We start from the raw sequence: 17315 nt of genomic DNA, 5'->3' as shown, positions 1-17315 counted from the left end.
GGGAAGAGCAACCCATGAAGCGTGCCGCTGATACTGAGTCACTGCATGAAGGCGTTGTCGAGGAAGCACTCGACAGCACCGAAACAATGGACTCCACCTCTCCAGCTCTCGTGGCCGTCGCTGACCAGTCCGATGAAGCTCCCGACCAGCGAGCTGGCGAAGCGACGGATCAGACCGACGGCGATGAGCACGCACCTGAGGTTGAATTCAAGGTCCCTGATGAGAGCATCTGCACCACCACGTTCGCCTTCGATGCGAGCCCGAATGGGCTGATCCGGCGATTCATCGCCCACTACGGCACCACCTTCTCCTATCGCCCCGCCGAAGATTCCTGGATGCGGTGGGATGGGAAGACCTACGTCACCGATGTGAAGAATCTGCAGGTCATGAACGCCGTCCGGTGCGTCGCCGATGCGATCATTCACGTCGAAGCCAAGTATCTCGCCGCCAATCACCCGGGCGTACTGACCCTCCAGGAGGAGCTCAAGACCGCCGTTGCGACAAATGATGAAGAAGCCAAGGAACTCGCAGCCCAGCTCCGTGCGCTGAAGAAGAAGCTGGAGAACGACCACAAGGATTACGGGTTGCGCTGCCAGCTGGAGACGGCCGTTCGCGCCGCAGCCAACGGCGCCGCCATGCACCTCTCGGTTCCTGAAGAGCAGTGGGATGGTCCGAAGCACCTGCTGAACTGCCAGAACGGTGTCGTGAACCTGCGCACCGGTGAACTCCTCCCTCATCGACGGCCCTGGAGGTTCACCCAGATCACCAAGTGCGACTACGTCCCGGACGCCACGATCGACGCCCTGTACAACGTCCTGGATCACCTCTCGGATAGCCGCAAGGAAGTTCAGGAGTACATGCAGCGCTGGATCGGCCAGGCAATCACGGGTGAGGTCTCGGCCGCGTCAATCCTGTACGTGTTTGGCGCCGCTCAAGTAGGCAAGAGCACCCTGTTCAACTCAACGATGTACATGATGGGTGAGGGCGGGGACGAAGCAACCTCTTTCGCATCCACGGCCAAGCCCGAGGCGTTCCAGAAGAAATCCGCCAGCCACGATGAAGGCTTTCACCACCTGCGCCGCTGCCGCATGGTCTGTGTCATCGAGATGCAGGGCGGGATGGTTGACGCCGGAAAACTGACGGCGATCTCCGGTGGAGACGCCTGGGATAGTCGGAGGGCGGGTGGAGTCTCCACGAAGTACTTCCCGAAGATGTCCATCCTCATGACATCCAACAAGCTGACCGTCGTCGCGCCGGAGAACAAAGGGCTCATGGAGCGCTTCCAGCCTTACGAGGTCACCCGACCCCTCCCCAAGGCTCAGCGGTCGAAGGGGGTTAAGGAGAGCCTGCAGAGCAAGGAAGGCATGGAAGCGATCCTCGCCTGGGCAGTGAGGGGCGCCATCAAGTGGTACACCGGCGGCGCGAACAACGACGCGCTGAAGGCGCCCGACTATTTCGCGGACGAGCTCGCCGAATACACCCGCGATATGGACACCTTGCAGGGCTGGCTGGGCGACAACATCATCCTCGTTGAAAAGGAGCACCTCTCGGGCTTCCCAGTCAAGGCTGTGGATCTGTACAAGAACTATCAGGAATACACGAGCGGGAAGGGCATGAAGAAGGGCATGTTCTACCGGGAACTTGCTGAGGCGGGATTCCCGCGTACAGATGGGAACGTCAGGTGGACGCTCCGCGCCGGCAAGAACGCCGGCAAGAGCCAGTCACCGGCCACTTGGGTCCCGGGGCTGTACATCGGCCGTGGATACGGTGATTACAACTACCACGACAGCACCGATGACCTCGGCGGCAACGTTCCCCTCGATCCCAACCAGCTGATCGACAATGGGTGCGAAGGCGAAGGCGGAGGCTGCACCGGATGCTCGAGCGCATACTGCACCTCCTCGAGGGGCGGCAGGATCGTCATTCCCTTTCCCACCCAGGACCAAGGCCAGACCGAAGTCGCCTAATCCACCCACCGACAGGCAACGGGGGTAAAACTCTCTCCCGCCTTGCCACCAGATGCCAACAGCTGCTATATGATGTAATCAGATTACAAAAGACGAAAGGAACTATCCCATGAATGCCGAACAGCTACTCCAGTCCCGAGTCCTGGTCACACTGAGCGAATTCGCCCAGATTACCGGACAGTCCGTCGAAGGGGTCCGCAACCGGGCTGATGACGGGACGCTTGGCATGCCGGTTGTGCATGCAGCCCTAGATCTTGATACTGCTCAGGCGAACCTGGATGCCGAACCGGATGCTGATGGCAAGCGCAAGCGTCGCCGTCGGTATATCCGGGTATCAGACGTGCGCCGAATGCTTGAAGTCGCAGCCTGACACCTGAGCTGAAGCTTGTCTTCGCGCCCCGTCTCGAAAAGCTTGCGTGAACTGCGGCCTGACTGACCGCCGCAACGCTCACCCTCGGATCCGCTTCAAGGGGTGAGAATGCCTTCCCCAGCAAGTAGCTCCCTGCTATTACTTGAGCATGTCTGCCGTAAAGGAGGCCAGATGAGCATCCGGCAGCGGCTGTATCCCTCACCGGAACAAGCCGCTGCGCTCGAGATGCACTGCTCCCATGCCCGGTTCGTGTTCAATGTCGGGCTGGAACAACGCAAGATGTGGCACCCCTTCAAGAGGCATACGTTCAAGATCACCGCCGCGTCACAGATGAGAGAACTTACCGAAGCCAGGGAGGCGTTTCCGTGGCTTGCAGAAGGATCGTCTGCCGTTCAGCAAGGAGCACTGCGCGACCTGGACCGGGCGTATCGGAACTGGTGGAGCAAGCCCAGCAAATTCAGGCACCCAACCTTCCGCTCGAAGAATGAGCGCCAAGGCTTCATCATTCGGACTTTGAAGGTGCAGCGGCTTAACCGGAAGTGGGCCCTGGTATCGATACCCAAAGCTGGGAAGATCAAGTTCCGCCTCAGCCGACCATGGGCTGATGTCGCTGCTGCAAAAAGTGCCAGAGTGACGCTGTCCAAGTCCGGTCAATGGCACGTCAGCATCACCACTCACCCGGCTCCCTTCAACCGCACCACCACCGGCAAGATGGTCGGGATTGACCGTGGCATCAAACAGACCTTCAGCACCTCGGATGGTGTCCACGCAAGAATACCCACCCTCACCAAGACAGAGAGAGACAAATTTCTCGCCTTGGAACGCCGACTGTCCCGCCAAGTACCCGGTTCCGCCCGCCGTGAGGTTACAAAGCTGAAGCTGAACCGCCTGCGAGACAAACTTCGGAATCGTCAGAACGATTGGATCGAGAAGGCGACTACGAGCCTCGTTATCGACCACGACCTGATCGCTCTTGAGGCGCTCAACACGGTCAATATGGCCAGAAGGGCGCCAGCTCGACCTGACCCCGACAACGCAGGGGGTTTCCTGCCAAATGGTGCCGGAGCAAAGGCACATCGCAACCGAGGCATTTACGCTGCTTGTTGGGGGAAATTCGCGCGCAGGATCTCCGACAAGGCGGCCACAACCCCCGAACACCACCGAACTCAAGTCATCCTGGTGAACCCCAGCTACACCTCCATCACCTGCAACGAGTGCAAGCACATCAGCAAAGAGAACCGCGAGAGCCAAGCGGTCTTCCACTGCAAAGGCTGCGGTCACAAAGCGCATGCAGACACCAACGCGGGACGAAACATCCTTGACCGCGCACACGACAAATTGCCGCTGGACGGGCGGTCCACGGACGCATCAGCCACCCATTGGGCGCAGCGTCAAGCGTGAACAGCGGCCTGACCGCTTTCTGATCTCCGAGGATTCATCTGCGGGGAGCACGTCAAATGCGTAGACGTCGGCGGCAGTTTTTCGCCCCATGACGGATATATCTCCCCATCCTCGTGTTCGGCTAAGCGTCGGGCCATTCCTCCCTCCGCTCAATCATTCGTGACGATGACGCCACTCCAGATGTCACCGGGCGTAGCTCAGGGGCCCGGTATGCGGTCAGAGCGAGGATCGGAGAGCTAGGCGCGACTACTTGATGTGCGCCCGCTCGATACAGGAACCGCACGGTCGGCTTGGCCATGCGCACCACCGTTCGAGCGTCGTTAGCATGCAGGGATGACAGGAATACGGGCTAGGACTCTGAAAGCTTCCCTCAGAGCTGCCGGCTACAAGATCAAAGACAAAGTCCCAAACGATGCTGCAATCACAGATGAGCTTCCCGGTGAAGTGCGAGACGCCTTAACTCGCCTTTACGAACATCTGGGCGGCGTACTCGATGTACAGGATTTCGCGGCTGGCGACTGGGATTTCAATTTGGTCGATGGCCTCAAGATTGAACTCGACGAATTTCTTCACTTCAACCGGTACCGTTCGGCGACGCTCAAATTGCCCTGGGCAGAAACACTTCCGTGGTCCGCGGACTACGACGAGTACTGCGAAAGGTTCGAGTACAAATCCCAACGAATCCGGCTCGAAGGAATGTGGGCCAGCAAAAACTCAGACTGCATGTTCGGAGGTTCAGACCCGATTGGAATGCTGGGCCCCCTTGGGCCATCGAGGTGGAAGCAGCGTGCCCTCTATGACGCGGTCAAGGACGCCTATGCACGCCACAAGAATCTTGCGTTAGCCAGGATCTCAGTCGCCGACCAGATTGACGGTAAAAGCGTCGATCGGGAATTGAAAAGGGGCAGACTCCTAAATCGGGAAGGACTGCGCAAGCTTGTCTCTGCTCGTACCGTCTATGGCATGGAGCGCGAGTAAGCCTACGCATCATGCGACGAGGTGGCTGGAGATCACTCCGTCGTCCTGCGCGTGGGCGACTCGGTACAGTAAACCACCGTAACCGCCGCGGTAGCTACAACCATCGACATACCAAAAGCCCCCTTAGCGATTCGTGACACCGTTGGGCCGGTGGCGGTTGGTGCCATGTAGGTGACCAGACGGCGAACGGCTGAGAAGGCCATCTCGTAATTCATGTTCTTATCCATTTCTTCCACTCCAGTTGTTGGTTATTTGTTACCAGTAGTTGGACTGTAATCGCCAACATCACTGGATGCAACTACTCCAACAAAATCAGTTGTTGTATGCTTGCTGGTATGGATGGACTAGACCAAAACCTGTTTGGGATGCAATGTGAGGAACCGCCGTACGACATGGCTGTGGGTCCTGGTATGGCCTCCGGCAACCGCCGCTTCGGGGCGTTGTTAGAGAGGATACGCGAGCACGCTGACCTGTCCCGCGCGGAGGTGGCGGCGGCGCTCGGAGTATCCGCTGAATACTTGCGCCTCATAGAGTTGGGCAGGCGCACCCCCGCCCTCGGACAGATGCGCAGCTTTCTAGATGCGTACCACGCGGACGGGGAAGTGGGGCGGCTCCAACCAGGCGGCGACAGGCCAGACCTAATTCTTCTTGATCCGTCCGATGACGAGCCAGTGCTTGTGGAGTTTACAAGCCGAATCCGCGAAGCGCGGCGTACTACGATCAGTTCTTCACGCCGAGCAATAGATGCACAAGAATCGGACCCGTCACGGCAGGCTCGCGAAGGTCTCTCGACGAGTCGTGTAGCTGACTTAGGATTCGTGGTTTCATTGCTCGTTCGCGCCGACGACAGCACTATCCGCCGGGTTCGCGAACTGCTTCAGGACGAGCTCGGCGACGACGTGGCCAGACATCACACAGGGCAATGAGACAGAGCTGTCCAGTTGGCCACACCGGACGCTACGGCTCACTCTGACGACTGCGGGGCCACCGCCTCGCTTCAGTTCCGACCCTACCAAGCGATAATCACCGCGCCTCGATCGCGCCGCCTGCAAGGAGCCGGCCAGCGACGACGGCCGAGACCCGCCCCTGTCCGGCGTGCCAGGAACCGCGCCGCCTAAACCAAATCCGCAGGCGCCGCGGCGGCGTCACCCGGCGCGACGGTTGCCGCCGTTGCACGAAGACGGAGGACCGACGCGAGCGCTGGAGGGCCTGCCAAGGGGGCCCGGCACATGAGAATGCAGAAGCGCCGCTCATCGTCCGAGGAGGGCGCTTCTTTGCTTCTAGCAGAGCACATAGAAGGATCGGGATTACTCCTCAGTCGTTGCCGTATTGAGGCTCTTCTCGGAACTCATCTCCTTGCACTTCGAAAGGCTCATCAAGCCCCGCCTCTTCCAAGAGGGAATACTCGCTTAGCACTAATTGACAGGCTGCGCATGAGAAATAGTCAGGAAGAGCGTCTGCAACACCCCAACTGTCAGACTCCCCGGTTGCATAGTCGAAGTAGCCGTCTGAGCGTTCGTTCTGCACGTCCTCGGCTTCGATCCTGCCCAAGTTTCCGCACGCCGGACAGGTCGCAACGTCAGAGTGTGTAAGCCCTGCCGCTAATTGCATCTCCGATTGCCACGCTTTCTGAAGCTTCTCCGGAAGGTCGCCTCTTAGCTTCTGGGCGTATCTCTGCTTGGCCCTGTCAATGAGTGATTGAAGTCGCTGTGCAGTGTATTGCTTATTTTGTTCGAGATACTTGGCGACAAGGTCGCTTCGTTCACAGCCGACCAATTCCTCAATCGTCTTATCTTGGGCATCGAGGAGGGTGCTAGTCACGCTCCAAAACCGCTGCCACCACTTATCCGCAGAGATAGCGCCAAAGCCGATGCCCGCACCGTGCAAATATTCGTTCCTCGCGGACGCGATGTCGTTAGCATGATCCAGGTCGAAGGTCTGGAACGCACGCTTACAACGCTTGAACACCGTCGATGCGCTGACAGTGGTGAACTTCCCGTCGCCTTCTCCAATACCCAACGCGGCGAGGATGTTTTTTCCTTCCTCCGTGGGCTCCGCTATCAAAAGCGGCGAGATCTTCGCTAACGCAGACTTCCCTAGCAGTTCTAGGGCTAAGGACGCCCACAGCGCCTGCTCATCGAACGAGATAGGTTCCTCATCCATCGCACGGTTGATGAACAGCTTTCCTTTGAGCCACAGCGCTTCGTAATCGTACGATCGCTGACTCATCATTTCGTCACCACCCGGAAGGCGACGCGCGATACCTTACGTTTCACGTCTGATTCATCCACCTTCGCTCGCCCGTGCAACGCTAGGCGATTTGCGATTAGAAGGAAGCACATTGGTGTCGTCCATTCGAACGCAGTAGCTCTGTCCTGCATTGACGCTAAGTAGGCGGCAGATCTCCTGGCTCTGAAGTCAGCAGGTTCCATCACATTCGGGTCGTACCGGAGTAACCCGCTTTCAAGTGCCGGAGCTAAGAAGGCGGCCGGACCACTGCCAATGACAAAAAGCCCATGGTGCAACGAATCGTAGGGAACGGGTGACCCGGTCTCTTTGGCAATCAGGCTTAAGGATTTGATGCTCAATACATTCGTGGGAGTCTCGTTCGGCTCCTCGCAGAAAAGAAGCACTGCATCCGGCGGGGAGTGCGTGTGCGCGCCATCCACATGCAGCGGCTGCTCATCCAGGCCGTATACCGCGCTTATCGAGCGAGGATAGGGAGCAGCGGCCTGAGTTGTCGGACGCAATACGGTCGTTGTGCCCTGGCCATTCCTGGTTTCGACTTCCTCCCAGTCAGCCAATCTTGCTTCGAAAAGCAAGGTTTCCAGGTTCGTCGCGGTCCCGGTCGACCACCCTTTCTTCTGAGCTTCCGCCCATGCTTCCTTCAGACGCACTCCACCCATGCGCTTCCATCCCCTCTGGCGAACGCGGCCTGCTTCAGTGAGTGGAGCATACATTGTGACCATTGCGCGCTCCAGGGCACGCTCACGCCATCGACTAAGCGCAGTCCCGGCCACTAGGGACTGCCCCCGTCCTGTTGACGCCCTGACTTGGTGAGCTGGCGTTCACGGATGGATGCCGAGTATGCCCCCGGGCCAGCTTGGGGGCAGAGTCCCCGCCAGAACATTATCGATGTGGCCCTACCTCACAAGCATTCACGCTCGGGAGACCGCTACAGCTAGCAAGGTACACGTCTTTTGCCCGGTGAACTGCGCGCGAACCGGGAACACCTGATTGTGGGGCACGGCTCGTGGCAGATCCTCCGGCACGCGGAAGTGAGCCGTGGAATCGAACCCTTCTCCCCAATACACTTCCTGCGCGGCGGCGAGCTGCGTCAGGAGTTCCGGCGCCCCAGGGATGCGCCGTGCACACAGGATGCCTTCGACAAGGCTTCGAAGCCCTGGGTCCAGGTCCCTCTCTTGTCCGGGCGGATGGCCGGGCACAATCTCGTACCTGTCCTTCCGGGCCGCCGCAGCACGGTCGCTCAGGTAACCGGCGAAGGTAGCCGCTACTGCCACCGTTGCCATCCAGCGGCGCGGATGCCTGGCCCCCGCTTCGCGCAGCTTCGCTTCCAGGCGCAGATCGATTCTATCGCCGGCGTCCGCTAAACGCAGGGCGATACCGGTGGCCGCGATCCCGGCCGCCACTTTCAGCGGCACCAGTCCCGTCTTGCTGCCGGCGACCGTGGCGGCGACGTAAATCCCGGTCAGGCCGGCCGTTACGGCGTGTACAGCACGGCGCTGCGTCGCATCCAGCTCGGACGGGTCAATGAGGGACAGGCACCCCGCGGCTGCCGTCGAGATGATGCCGAAAACCGGTGACGCGTTCATCGGCTGGCGCTGCTGATCAATGACCACGAGAAATCCTCACTGATGAACCATCCGCGGGAAGCTGGCCACTTCGGCCAATAGCGAAGGTTTGCGAAGCTTATCCGCACTTCAAAGCGAAATGTAGGTGCCGGGTGCCATGATCAGTTCCAGCGTCCACGTGGACGCTCCATCACTTGGGGGAACACCATGAGATTGAAATCCGCGCTTGTCACTGCGCTCACCGCCGGCCTGCTTTTCACCGGCCTCACCGCGCCGGCGCAGGCAGCGACCACGTACACGACGGATCTGCGCAGCGCGGTCCGGGCCCTACCCGTGGCGGCCGAAAACAATGTCGGTTATGACCGGAACCGGTACTTCGGGCAGTGGATCGACCAGAACCGGGACTGCCAGAACACCCGCCACGAAGTCCTCATCTCCGAAAGCAAGGTCGCCCCGAAGTTCACGTCGACGAAGCTGTGCTCGGTCGCGACGGGCAAGTGGATCACCACGTTCGACAACAAGACCCACACGTCGGCCACCACCGTCCAGATCGACCACATGGTGCCCGTCCATGAGGCGTGGGGTTCCGGGGCCCGCAACTGGACGCAGGCCCGCCGGGTGGCGTTCTACAACGACCTCGGCTACGCCGGATCACTCAACGCCCAGACCAGCGCCCTGAACTCCTCCAAGCAGGCCTCCGGACCGGAACAGTGGATGCCGCCGGCCAACCAGTGCTCCTACATTGCCCAGTGGACCGTCGTGAAGGCGCGCTGGGCAATGACCGTAGACAAGACCGAGAAGGCCGCGCTGATCAAATGGGCCGACAAGTGCGCCGCGGTGAAGCTCACCATCACGAAAGCCTGATCGAGCCCTGACGGCGCTCTCCGGTCCTCGGCTGAAGCGCCGTCAGCCCCGCCACTCCCCCAAAGCATCGAGTAGCTCCAGCCGACGTTCATCCAACTCCCCAGCCTCGAGCTTGAGCCGCTGGACGTAGAGCCATCGTTGCATGCCCCGTTCGGCTGGTCCGCCGAGCTGTTTCGGATGGCGGCCCTGGTCGGCGACGAACCGGAAGACTGCCGCGTACCGTTTGTCCCACGCACGATCTCGGCCCACTCTGGAGGGCTGAAAGCGTGGCCGGTCATGGAGCATCAGTCGGCGTCCGGCGATGGACGGGTCGAGGGCCACCCGTTGCAGGATCCGGTAGCGGACTGTTTCGGCGTTGACGCGGCACCAGCGCGCTATCTGGGCGAAGGTCAGACCGCGCAGGTAGAACAGCAGCCATTCGTCCTCGGACGCCGCTGGCGGCCACGGGTCGTCGCTCCGGCCGGCAGGCTTCTCAGCCGTCATCGTCCTTGGGTTCCGCCGGCAGCTTGTCCAGGTTCCTGGCCGCCTGCTCGTACATGCGGGCTATGTACTCTTCAAGCTTGGACCGCTCAATCCGCCATTGACCGCGGTTATCTCAAGTTTGGTTTGCGGTGTGAGCTTCTTGAGAATCGAGGGTGTCTAATGTTGATTCTCACTTTTCTCGATGTGGAGTGAGGAACCAGCATGGCCTCACGCGGAACCGGGGGCACCCTTGCGACTTAAGAACCGCACATCTCAGGACCTACCGACTATGGGAAAGGAATGTCCGGCTGTTATATAGTCGTCGAATCCGGCGATGGATCCCGCCGGGACCCACTTGGGTCCGAACCGCCGCAGTGGCTGATGGTTCCTGCCTTCGAGTCTTTAGGCAGGTGACCCATGTCGGTTTTCGACCAGTTGACGCTTTTCTGTCTCTGTAGAAGGACTTTCCCTACCGAGCAGCCGTTCAAAGAACCCATTGATCGAGGCTCCACCCATCGCGCATTGCATCCAGTCGACGCGTGCGTGCCAGCTGATCCTGCTCGCGGCTGTGATGGATGCCTGAGAGGAAACACTCTGCACGGACCTCACGGGATCCACGGTGCCTTCGCCGGCATGCTCAGGCCCTCGACCGGTTCCTTACACGGCGCTTCAATTCAGGCACTGCGACTCTCGAAAGGAACCCGCAATGATCGCTAACGATTCGTCCGCGTCCGGTTTGCCGTCCGGTCCATTGACCTACTCAGGGCCGGTGATTGCCGCCGTCATCCCGGACCAGCCCGAAGGGGTCATTCGCCATGCTGCGGCGCTGGCGTCATCGTTCGGAACAGGGCTGGTGTGCGCGTATGTGGATATGAGTTGCTATACCGCCCGTAATTATCGTGACGGTGTCGAGCGCTTCATTCCGATCAACCCTGACTCGCTCAACGGATTCGATCAAGGAACCGTCGACCGGATTCAAGAGGAACTCGAACGGCGCCTGGCCGGGACCACCGTGCGCTGGTCACTGCGGGGGCTCGCCGGGGAACCAGCCCACGAACTGTCCATCCTGGCTGACCGGTTGGACGCATCCATGATTGTGGTTGGCACCCGGCGCCCCGGGCTGAGTAAACGGCTGGAAGAACTCGTCGAAGGTTCCGTCGCCGCCCATCTGGCCCATCATCAAAGCCGTCCGGTTGTGGTGATACCGCTTCATCCACACCGCTACGGAGGGGGGCGCTGATGGCCGATGAAGCAGCTAGAAGCACGACGAGTACACACGATGTCACCCCGGAGGACCGGGAGCTCGGCAACCGCTCAGGGCGGCCAGCACACCTGCGGTTCCGGTATGGTTCGCTGGTTTTCGTGGGCGGGACACTGGGAACCCTCACCCGCTACAGCTTGGGAACCCTGCTGCCTGCACCGGGAGCGTGGCCGCTGCCAACCCTGGTCATCAATCTCAGCGGAGCGCTCCTGCTCGGAGTGGTCCTCGAAGCGCTGCTACGCCGCGGAACGGACACAGGTAAGCGCCGAGTGATCCGCTTGTTTGTGGGCACCGGTTTTCTCGGCGCGTTTACGACCTACAGCACCCTATCGCTGGAAGCGGTGACCCTGGGCACCACAGGAGACGCTGCCGGATCACTCTTGTATGTTGCTGTCAGCCTGATCGGAGGTGTGCTGGCCAGCTTCGGAGGGATTTGGGCGGCCAGTACCCATCACCGTGCTAGGAGCCGGCGGCGTCGAAGTGCTGACCTTAGGAAAGAACCATGGGCATCCTGACCCTTTCGTTACTCGCTCTTGCAGGAGGCCTCGGCGCCGCCGTCCGGTTCATCACCGACGGGCTGATCCGCACACGCTTCCACACCGCGCTTCCGGTTTCGACCATCCTCATCAACGTCACCGGATCCCTACTGTTGGGCCTGCTCGTCGGGCTAACCATGACAGGAAAAGTCCACGCAGAGCTAGAAGCGGTGCTAGGAACGGGTTTCCTCGGTGGCTACACCACGTTCAGCACCGCCAGCGTCGAAACGGTCCGGCTCATCCAGGACGGACGGACCGGCCGCGGCCTCGTGAACGCTGTCGGGACCGTGCTGCTCAGCCTCGCCGCAGCCCTCCTTGGTTTGTTCCTCGGAAGCATCGAATGACAACAGCCGAGCCGGGACGGCTCGTTACCAAACCTTCCGATCGCCAGCCAACTGGCCAGAAAGAGGCTCAAGCGATGAGGAAGACCCACGGATCGGTTGTGATCGTGCTTCCCAACGCTCCGTCTCAAACCCCACCGATTTGAAAGGCACGTGATGCCCGAACGACGTCGCCCCAGTGCTCTTGCTCCGCAGCTCAAAGCCGCGGTCCTTATCGTGGCAGGACTCAACCTCGCCTACTTCTTCGTCGAGATGACGGTCGCCCTGCTCATCGGATCGGTGTCCTTGTTCGCAGACAGTATCGATTTCCTTGAAGACACCGCGATCAATCTGTTGATCTTTGTGGCGTTGGGATGGTCCTTACACGCACAAGCCATCGCGGGTAAATTCATGGCTTTCATCATCTTGCTCCCGGCTCTAGCCGCGGCGTGGCAGGCCTTCACAAAATTCAGCAACCCCACCCCACCAGATCCACTGGCCCTGATCTTCACTGCTGGCGGGGCAGCACTGGTGAACCTCACGTGTTCCTTCATCCTGGCCCGGTTCCGCCACCACGACAGTTCCATGGCACGGGCAGCGTTCTTGTCCGCCCGTAATGATGTCCTGATAAACATCGCCATCATCACCATGGGAATAGCCACTATTTGGACCATGTCCGGCTGGCCCGATCTTATTCTCGGGCTTGTCATCATCGTCCTGAATATCACCGCCGCGAAAGAAGTATGGGAAACAGCCCAGGAAGAACACCTCGCCTCCAAAGCCCTCGCCGGTGAAGACATCGACTGAACGGCCATATCGAACTCGACCGCCACGGCGCAAAACAGAACTACTCCTTCAGGATCTCCCCGAACGCCGGGAGAGACTCGGCCAACGAAATAGCTCCCGCTGATTTGATGTCGTTGGTAGCAGGTCGGGTCAGGCAGCGTGACCAGATCCAGCGCTATGGAAGTTCCTCTTCCCGATGGAGAGCGGGTCTACGTTGTCGTCGGTACGGATTTCACGGTGTCGGTACGGATTTCACGGTGTCCGAGGAGAGCAGGCTCTACGCACTGTGGTTGAGTGATCTTGTCGACCATTTGTGCCCCCGGGGAGACGGTTACATCTGGCCCCGGCCTAACGGAATTGCGCCTGGTTCGGTTCAAGCCCTGCGTGGTCTGGCCTTGGTGCGTTGATGCTTTCGCAGCACCATGGAACCTGCCAGTAGGCAGCTAGGTGTTGCGGGGCGCGAACATGATCACGGCGACGCCCATCAGGCAGACTAGGGAACCAATGATGTCCCAGCGGTCGGGGCGGAAACCGTCGAAGATCATGCCCCATGCCAGTGATCCTGCGACGAAAACACCGCCATAAGCGGCCAGGATCCTGCCGAAGTGTGCGTCTGGCTGCAGGGTGGCCACGAAACCATAGATCCCCAAGGCTATGACGCCGAGACCGGCCCACCACCAAGCTTTGCCTTCCCGGACTGCTTGCCACACCAGCCACGCGCCCCCGATTTCAGCGACAGCAGCGAGGGCGAACAACAACACGGACTTGGCAATGGGCATGATCCCATCCTGTCATTTGTGGCCGGCTAGTCGTGGTTCCAGACCTTGATGGAGGACAGAAGCAGTAGCAGAACCAGCAGCGGTATGAGAACAAGACTGGGCACGAGTCCCAAAAGCAGCCCGCCGATGATGGTCCCTGCGATGGAGCCCAGTGTCATAGTGATCAGGAAGGGCTTGTTCTGTCCCAGGACGGCGAAGCTCTCGTCTCTGCTGAAGCGGGCGAACGCGACAACCATGGTGGGAAGTGACACCGCCAGGGAGAGGCTTCCGGCGATCTTGATGTCGGTGCCGTAGAGCAGAACGATCGTGGGGATGAGGAGTTCCCCGCCGGCGACACCCATCAGGGCAGCCACGACGCCGATGATGACCCCGGCGGCTATTCCGAGCACGGTCCGCGGGCCGGCCGGAAGGTTGAGCGGGTCAACGGCGAAGAAATGGGTGACGAACAGCAGCACCGCGATCAGGACGAGCAGGACCGCGATGACCCGATAGAGCGTTTTTGACTTGAGGCGCGTGGCCCAGTGGGCTCCGATCCAGGCGCCGATGAGGCTGCCGGCCAGGAGGTTCAGCACGATGAACCAGTAGGGCGAGAGCTCCGCCAGGGGGACGCCGAAGAGCCGGGCCGGCAGGGCGGTGACCACGACGATCAGACTCATGGCCTTGTTCATGATGATGGCCTGCAACGCGGCGAAGCCGAAGACCCCGATGAGCAGGGGCAGCCGGAACTCGGCGCCGCCCAGGCCGATCATGCCGCCCAGGACACCGATGATAGCGCCGGCAAGGAAGACCAGGGCCAGGGAGTGCTGGCGTGCCGGTCCCGGGGTCACCGGCGGCAGAGCGGTGCTTGTCATACCTGAAAATTATCAGCAGCAGCCAGTGGAGCATGACGCGCGGAGGATCGGTGCTGACACAGTGGGTAACGGGCTTCAGGCTGGCTGTTGCTATTGACGGGTGTGGGCGAGGCGATAGGAGTCCGTGCCGGTTTCAATAATTGCGCCGTTGAAGGTCAACCGGTCAACAATTGCGCCGTTGAAGGTCAATCGGTCAACGGTCGCGGAACAAAGGCGTGGGTCGGTGAAGGTTTTGGTCCAGCCGGAGAACGACCGGTTGGAAGCAATCACGATCGAGTTCTTCTCCTCCCTTTCGGTGAGGACCTGGAAGAGGAGCTCGGCGGCACGGCGGTCCAGTTCCATATAGCCAAGCTCATCGATGCACAGCAGATCGACGCGGCCGTAGCGGGCGATGATCTTGGCCAGGACCTTCTCGTCCGCCGCTTTGACGAGTTCGTTCACGAGGCGGGTCGCGAGGGTGCATTTGACCCGGTAACCCTTCTCGGGGGAGTTCCGAGCCCGATGAGAAGGTGGGATTTGCCGGTACCGGAGTCGCCGATCAGGCATCGGGGTGCGCCCTTGCGACTTGGGATAAGAGGGGTCTGTGGCGTGTCGAAGCCCATATTTTGGAGGATTTCATCGCCCGCGCTTACGAGAAGTCGGCTGCCGCTGCCCGAGAGGGTGCTGACTCTGACCACCGGGAAGGTTCTAGCCGGTAGGAGTTCTGCTGCCGTTCGGTAGGGAGACCACGCTGTTCTCCGGAATAAGCGCAGTTTATGTTGCCAGTGTCATGAGGATCGATCAATCCCGCCCTCGATTTCTCGGTGCCTTCCGTTCGAGTGAGAATCGATGGTCTGACTGCGTTCCCTCAATCGACTATGTGGGAAGAGATGCCTGAGCGATGCCGGTTACCACATGAATGACGGCGGCACTTGCACTTAGAGGCTGATGATCAGGCCTGCAACCTTGTCGAGGGCACCGGGAACGATTGAGTAGTAGGCCCAGGTGCCGCGCTTCTCGCGGTGGAGGAGGCCGGCCTCGACGAGAATTTTCAGGTGGTGCGAGACGGTCGGCTGCCCGAGATCCAAGGGTTCAGTCAGGTCACAGACGCAGGACTCCCCTGACCTACCTGCTTTCACGATGGACAGCAACCGTAGCCGGTTCGGGTCCGCCAGCGCCTTGAACATGAGGGCCCGCTGCTGCGCGTCCTCGACACTGATTGCTGGCTGCTCGGAGGGGAGGCAGCAGGAAGCATCCAGTGTGGGTTCGAGTGTTTGCGCAGTGTTCATAGGACCCATTATGCACATGGATTGACAATGATCGATATAGCTGGTGGTATTCATATCGATTCCTATCAATTTATCTGCTTCCCAGGAGTTCCGTGAGTATCCAGACTGACCCCCTGCCGTCCCCTGGCGCTGACGCCGCCGTCGTCGGCAAGCTGTCCACCCTCGACCGGTTTCTTCCGGTGTGGATCATCGCTGCCATGGTGCTCGGCCTGGTCCTTGGGTCACTGATCCCGGGGTTGAACACTGCCCTCGAGGCGGTGAAAATTGGTGAGGTGTCCTTGCCGATCGCGATCGGGTTGCTGGTGATGATGTATCCGGTCCTGGCGAAGGTCCGCTACGACCAGACTCACCGGGTAGTGGCTGACCGGAAGCTGATGATCGCGTCGCTGGTGATCAATTGGCTGGCGGCGCCGGCGTTCATGTTCGCTCTGGCGTGGATCTTCCTGCCTGACCTGCCCGAGTACCGCACCGGCTTGATCATCGTTGGTCTTGCCCGCTGCATTGCGATGGTGATGATCTGGAACGACCTGGCCTGCGGCGACCGCGAGGCGGCAGCCGTGCTGGTGTTCATCAACTCGGTCTTCCAGGTCATCGCGTTCGGGGCGCTCGGCTGGTTCTACCTTCAGGTCTTGCCGGCCTGGCTGGACCTGTCCACCACCAGTGCGGACTTCTCCTTCTGGGCCATCACCGTGTCCGTCCTGATCTTCCTGGGCATACCCCTGTTGGCCGGATTCCTGACCCGGACGATCGGCGAGAAGGCCAAGGGCAGGCACTGGTACGAGAACACGCTCCTGCCGAAGCTCGGCCCCTGGGCCCTGTATGGGTTGTTGTTCACGATCGTGCTGCTCTTCGCACTGCAGGGCGAAACCATCACCGCCCGTCCGCTCGACGTCGCCCGCATCGCCCTGCCCCTGCTGGTTTACTTCCTGGTGGTTTTCGCCGCCGGCATGCTCACCGGCAAGTGGCTCAACCTCGGCTACGCACGGACGACGACGCTGGCGTTCACCGCGGCCGGGAACAATTTCGAGCTGGCCATCGCGGTGGCGATCGGCACCTTCGGAGTGACCTCCGGTCAGGCCTTGGCCGGCGTCGTCGGACCGCTCATCGAAGTGCCGGTCCTCGTAGCACTGGTCTATGTCGCCCTTTGGGCCCGGAAACGCTTCTTCACCCCTTGCCCTTTGCCCGCCAACTGACTGCCTTTCCCTTTTCACCAGGAGACTTCTCATGACTACCGAAACCGCCAACAAGCCATCCGTCCTGTTCGTCTGCGTCCACAACGCCGGCCGGTCCCAGATGGCCGCAGCATTCCTCACCACCCTCTCCCAGGGCGCTATCGAGGTCCGCTCCGCCGGTTCCCAGCCCGCCGACAAGATCAACCCGTCCGCGGTCGAGGCCATGGCAGAAGTCGGCATCGACATGTCCAATGAGATCCCGAAGGTCCTCACCACCGAGGCCGTCAAGGAATCCGACGTCGTCATCACCATGGGCTGCGGCGACGAGTGCCCCTACTTCCCCGGCAAACGCTACGAGGACTGGGTCCTCGAAGACCCGGCAGGTAAGGGCGTTGAGTCCGTCCGCCCTATCCGCGATGAGATCAAGTCCCGCATCGAAGGACTCATCGAGTCCCTGACCCCCGCCGCCAAGTAACCCACCGGGTATC

19 protein-coding genes, 1 pseudogene and 1 riboswitch are annotated in these 17315 nt (G+C 60.5%); of the genes and pseudogenes, 12 read left to right on the top strand and 8 right to left on the bottom strand.

What is annotated here, in order from left to right:
- Positions 1-14 precede the first annotated feature (14 nt).
- The 5 genes from ASH00_RS14995 to ASH00_RS17260 all read left to right on the top strand — a co-directional run bounded on the left by ASH00_RS14995 (position 15) and on the right by ASH00_RS17260 (position 5642).
- Positions 15-1967, top strand: a complete 1953-nt coding sequence (locus tag ASH00_RS14995) for a DNA primase family protein (RefSeq protein ID WP_056549892.1) — start codon at positions 15-17, stop codon at positions 1965-1967.
- Positions 1968-2076: 109 nt separating this feature from the next.
- Entirely contained in the window at positions 2077-2337 is a 261-nt protein-coding gene (locus tag ASH00_RS14990; protein WP_056549889.1) for a hypothetical protein, read from the top strand.
- Positions 2338-2508: 171 nt separating this feature from the next.
- Positions 2509-3738, top strand: coding sequence for an RNA-guided endonuclease InsQ/TnpB family protein (locus ASH00_RS14985; protein WP_056549887.1), 1230 nt, complete (start codon positions 2509-2511; stop codon positions 3736-3738).
- Between the two features lie 333 nt (positions 3739-4071).
- Positions 4072-4716, top strand: a complete 645-nt coding sequence (locus tag ASH00_RS14980; protein ID WP_157359168.1) for a DUF7255 family protein — start codon at positions 4072-4074, stop codon at positions 4714-4716.
- A gap of 323 nt (positions 4717-5039) precedes the next feature.
- Positions 5040-5642 carry a helix-turn-helix domain-containing protein gene (locus ASH00_RS17260; RefSeq protein WP_056549880.1) on the top strand — a complete coding sequence of 201 codons (603 nt, stop codon included), beginning with the start codon at positions 5040-5042 and terminating at the stop codon, positions 5640-5642.
- Positions 5643-6030: 388 nt separating this feature from the next.
- Here the strand turns inward: ASH00_RS17260 and ASH00_RS14965 are convergent, their stop codons facing one another.
- From ASH00_RS14965 to ASH00_RS14955, 3 genes are all read right to left on the bottom strand, one after another.
- Entirely contained in the window at positions 6031-6948 is a 918-nt protein-coding gene (locus ASH00_RS14965) for a hypothetical protein (RefSeq protein WP_056549878.1), read from the bottom strand.
- Entirely contained in the window at positions 6945-7685 is a 741-nt protein-coding gene (locus tag ASH00_RS14960; RefSeq protein ID WP_157359167.1) for a hypothetical protein, read from the bottom strand. Before ASH00_RS14960 ends, ASH00_RS14965 begins: the two co-directional genes overlap by 4 nt.
- Before the next feature lie 189 nt (positions 7686-7874).
- On the bottom strand, positions 7875-8576 hold the full coding sequence (locus tag ASH00_RS14955; protein ID WP_056549874.1) for a hypothetical protein: 702 nt from the start codon (positions 8574-8576) through the stop codon (positions 7875-7877).
- A 159-nt stretch (positions 8577-8735) separates the two neighbouring features.
- On the opposite strand from ASH00_RS14955, the gene ASH00_RS14950 reads away from it, so the two are divergent.
- Positions 8736-9392, top strand: coding sequence for an HNH endonuclease family protein (locus tag ASH00_RS14950; RefSeq protein WP_056549872.1), 657 nt, complete (start codon positions 8736-8738; stop codon positions 9390-9392).
- Positions 9393-9434: 42 nt separating this feature from the next.
- Here the strand turns inward: ASH00_RS14950 and ASH00_RS14945 are convergent, their stop codons facing one another.
- On the bottom strand, positions 9435-9875 hold the full coding sequence (locus tag ASH00_RS14945; protein WP_056549870.1) for a helicase associated domain-containing protein: 441 nt from the start codon (positions 9873-9875) through the stop codon (positions 9435-9437).
- Positions 9876-10175: 300 nt separating this feature from the next.
- Positions 10176-10252: riboswitch (Fluoride riboswitch) on the top strand.
- Between the two features lie 308 nt (positions 10253-10560).
- Here ASH00_RS14945 and ASH00_RS14940 point away from each other — a divergent pair.
- From ASH00_RS14940 to ASH00_RS14925, 4 genes are all read left to right on the top strand, one after another.
- On the top strand, positions 10561-11094 hold the full coding sequence (locus tag ASH00_RS14940) for a universal stress protein (protein WP_056549868.1): 534 nt from the start codon (positions 10561-10563) through the stop codon (positions 11092-11094).
- Positions 11094-11630 carry a fluoride efflux transporter FluC gene (locus ASH00_RS14935; RefSeq protein ID WP_082566184.1) on the top strand — a complete coding sequence of 179 codons (537 nt, stop codon included), beginning with the start codon at positions 11094-11096 and terminating at the stop codon, positions 11628-11630. The genes ASH00_RS14940 and ASH00_RS14935 overlap by 1 nt, the downstream gene beginning before the upstream one ends.
- Complete coding sequence (crcB, locus tag ASH00_RS14930; RefSeq protein ID WP_056549866.1) at positions 11618-11995, top strand: fluoride efflux transporter CrcB; 378 nt, start codon at positions 11618-11620, stop codon at positions 11993-11995. Before ASH00_RS14935 ends, crcB begins: the two co-directional genes overlap by 13 nt.
- Before the next feature lie 213 nt (positions 11996-12208).
- Positions 12209-12778 carry a cation transporter gene (locus tag ASH00_RS14925; RefSeq protein WP_327019707.1) on the top strand — a complete coding sequence of 190 codons (570 nt, stop codon included), beginning with the start codon at positions 12209-12211 and terminating at the stop codon, positions 12776-12778.
- A gap of 422 nt (positions 12779-13200) precedes the next feature.
- On the opposite strand, the gene ASH00_RS14920 is transcribed toward ASH00_RS14925, so the two are convergent.
- The 4 genes and pseudogenes from ASH00_RS14920 to ASH00_RS14905 all read right to left on the bottom strand — a co-directional run bounded on the left by ASH00_RS14920 (position 13201) and on the right by ASH00_RS14905 (position 15655).
- Positions 13201-13536: a YnfA family protein gene (locus tag ASH00_RS14920; RefSeq protein ID WP_056549862.1), complete on the bottom strand. Its 336-nt coding sequence runs from the start codon at positions 13534-13536 to the stop codon at positions 13201-13203.
- A gap of 26 nt (positions 13537-13562) precedes the next feature.
- Complete coding sequence (locus ASH00_RS14915; RefSeq protein ID WP_056549859.1) at positions 13563-14387, bottom strand: sulfite exporter TauE/SafE family protein; 825 nt, start codon at positions 14385-14387, stop codon at positions 13563-13565.
- 90 nt (positions 14388-14477) lie between these two features.
- A pseudogene (locus ASH00_RS14910) lies at positions 14478-14950 on the bottom strand (ATP-binding protein); the annotation flags it as partial.
- Between the two features lie 354 nt (positions 14951-15304).
- Entirely contained in the window at positions 15305-15655 is a 351-nt protein-coding gene (locus ASH00_RS14905; RefSeq protein WP_056549857.1) for an ArsR/SmtB family transcription factor, read from the bottom strand.
- A gap of 98 nt (positions 15656-15753) precedes the next feature.
- Between ASH00_RS14905 and arsB the strand changes: the two genes are divergently transcribed.
- Together arsB and ASH00_RS14895 are read left to right on the top strand one after the other, a co-directional pair.
- Entirely contained in the window at positions 15754-16848 is a 1095-nt protein-coding gene (gene arsB, locus ASH00_RS14900; protein ID WP_157359175.1) for an ACR3 family arsenite efflux transporter, read from the top strand.
- A 31-nt stretch (positions 16849-16879) separates the two neighbouring features.
- Positions 16880-17302, top strand: coding sequence for an arsenate reductase ArsC (locus tag ASH00_RS14895; RefSeq protein WP_056549852.1), 423 nt, complete (start codon positions 16880-16882; stop codon positions 17300-17302).
- Positions 17303-17315 lie beyond the last annotated feature (13 nt).

This window comes from Arthrobacter sp. Soil782 (genome assembly GCF_001428435.1).
Lineage (GTDB): Bacteria > Actinomycetota > Actinomycetes > Actinomycetales > Micrococcaceae > Arthrobacter_D > Arthrobacter_D parietis.
Note: the sequence above shows the minus strand (reverse complement) of the source record. Positions and strands in the feature narration are given on the sequence as shown.

Coding starts and splice junctions, on each gene's coding strand:
- ASH00_RS14905 (WP_056549857.1), bottom strand. CDS start 15,655: ATGAACACTGCGCAAACACTCGAACCCACACTGGATGCTTCCTGCTGC.
- ASH00_RS14920 (WP_056549862.1), bottom strand. CDS start 13,536: ATGCCCATTGCCAAGTCCGTGTTGTTGTTCGCCCTCGCTGCTGTCGCT.
- ASH00_RS14895 (WP_056549852.1), top strand. CDS start 16,880: ATGACTACCGAAACCGCCAACAAGCCATCCGTCCTGTTCGTCTGCGTC.
- ASH00_RS14980 (WP_157359168.1), top strand. CDS start 4,072: ATGACAGGAATACGGGCTAGGACTCTGAAAGCTTCCCTCAGAGCTGCC.
- ASH00_RS14950 (WP_056549872.1), top strand. CDS start 8,736: ATGAGATTGAAATCCGCGCTTGTCACTGCGCTCACCGCCGGCCTGCTT.
- ASH00_RS14960 (WP_157359167.1), bottom strand. CDS start 7,685: ATGGTCACAATGTATGCTCCACTCACTGAAGCAGGCCGCGTTCGCCAG.
- ASH00_RS14945 (WP_056549870.1), bottom strand. CDS start 9,875: ATGACGGCTGAGAAGCCTGCCGGCCGGAGCGACGACCCGTGGCCGCCA.
- ASH00_RS14940 (WP_056549868.1), top strand. CDS start 10,561: ATGATCGCTAACGATTCGTCCGCGTCCGGTTTGCCGTCCGGTCCATTG.
- ASH00_RS14995 (WP_056549892.1), top strand. CDS start 15: ATGAAGCGTGCCGCTGATACTGAGTCACTGCATGAAGGCGTTGTCGAG.
- ASH00_RS14965 (WP_056549878.1), bottom strand. CDS start 6,948: ATGATGAGTCAGCGATCGTACGATTACGAAGCGCTGTGGCTCAAAGGA.
- ASH00_RS14990 (WP_056549889.1), top strand. CDS start 2,077: ATGAATGCCGAACAGCTACTCCAGTCCCGAGTCCTGGTCACACTGAGC.
- ASH00_RS14985 (WP_056549887.1), top strand. CDS start 2,509: ATGAGCATCCGGCAGCGGCTGTATCCCTCACCGGAACAAGCCGCTGCG.
- ASH00_RS17260 (WP_056549880.1), top strand. CDS start 5,040: ATGCTTGCTGGTATGGATGGACTAGACCAAAACCTGTTTGGGATGCAA.
- ASH00_RS14915 (WP_056549859.1), bottom strand. CDS start 14,387: ATGACAAGCACCGCTCTGCCGCCGGTGACCCCGGGACCGGCACGCCAG.
- crcB (WP_056549866.1), top strand. CDS start 11,618: ATGGGCATCCTGACCCTTTCGTTACTCGCTCTTGCAGGAGGCCTCGGC.
- ASH00_RS14935 (WP_082566184.1), top strand. CDS start 11,094: ATGGCCGATGAAGCAGCTAGAAGCACGACGAGTACACACGATGTCACC.